Origin of the sequence: Mycolicibacterium stellerae (assembly GCF_003719305.1) — a bacterium.
Lineage (GTDB): Bacteria > Actinomycetota > Actinomycetes > Mycobacteriales > Mycobacteriaceae > Mycobacterium > Mycobacterium stellerae.
This window is the reverse complement of record NZ_RARC01000077.1, coordinates 1-1,387: the sequence shown is the minus strand read 5'-3', so window position 1 is coordinate 1,387 and position 1,387 is coordinate 1. Positions and strand designations below refer to the sequence as shown.

The 1,387-nt window shown below is 69.5% G+C and carries 1 protein-coding gene; it reads left to right on the top strand.

Translation table 11 applies throughout. The features are described from left to right. A partial coding sequence (locus tag D6M19_RS34020; protein ID WP_164478834.1) for an HNH endonuclease signature motif containing protein occupies positions 1–1,387 on the top strand: 1,387 nt, incomplete at both ends.

Genomic DNA, 1,387 nt, shown 5'->3' with positions numbered 1-1,387 from the left:
TGTTCGCCCGCCGCACCGGGCTGCCCGCCGGGCAACGCGAACTGTGGTGGGTCGACGCCCAAGCGTCTGCGGTCGCCGAGATGGCCGCCGCGGTCAACGTCAGCCACGCCATGGCGCTACACCAAACCCACCGCGGGGTCGCGCTGCGCGACCGCCTGCCCCAGGTCGGCGCACTGTTTGAGCAGGGGTTGATCTCGGATCTGTTGGTGCGCACCATCGTGTGGCGCACCTACCTGATCGACGACGCCGAGGCGATGACCAAAGTGGATGGCGCCCTGGCCGAGCGGATCACCCGCTGGGGTGGGTTGTCGATCGCCAAAACCCAGGACGCGATCGACGCGTTGGTCGACGAGCATGATCCCGGCGCGCTGCGGCGCAGCCGCCAATCGCAGTCAGACCCCCCCGTGGAGTTCGGATCGCCCGCCGATGTGGCGGGCACCACCAGCATGTGGGCCCGGCTGCATTCCGCCAACGCCGCGCTGATCGAACACAGCGTGGAAGAGTTGGCGCGCAGCGTGTGTGAGGCCGACCCACGCAGCATCAACCACCGGCGCGCTGACGCCCTGACCGCCGCGGTCACCCACACCGCGATGGTGTGCGGCTGCGGGCAGCCCGACTGCGGCGGCCCCGCCGGTGACCGGCCGGCCAAAAACGCGATCGTCTACGCCGTCGCCGACCAGAAATCCGTCGACGTGGCCACCACGGCCCAGACGCCCGCTGAGGCTGAAACTGCCGCTCCCGCGGGCCCTGTCAACGCGGCCGACGAGCCTGGCGGTGATGCCCCCGAATCGGCCCATAATGGCCACGACGTCACCGCGGCGCCCGCGGCGTGTTCGGCGCCGCCGGCATACGTGTTCGGCGCCGGGATCCTGCCCACCGCGTTGTTGGGCGCGATTGTGGAACGCGCCACGATCCGCCCGGTGCGCCACCCCGGCGACAGCACCGCACCCGAATCGCGTTATACCCCCAGCCGCCAGATGGGTGAGTTCGTCCGCTGCCGGGATCTGACCTGCCGGTTCCCCGGCTGCGACAAACCCGCCCAGTTCTGCGACATCGACCACACCGTGGCCTACCCGGTCGGGCCGACCCATCCGTCAAACCTGAAGTGCCTGTGCCGTTTTCACCATCTTCTGAAAACGTTCTGGAACGGGCCGAAAGGCTGGCGGGATCGTCAACTGCCCGACGGGACTGTCATCTGGACTGCACCCACCGGCCACACCTACACCACCTACCCGGGCAGCCGACACCTGTTCCCGCAACTGTGCGCGCCCACCGCCACCCTCTGGACCGGCCAACCACCAGAGGTCGAACCGGCCCAAGGCCGCGGGGCGATGATGCCCAAACGCCGACACACCCGCGCCCACACCACCGCCAAAGCCAAAGCCGC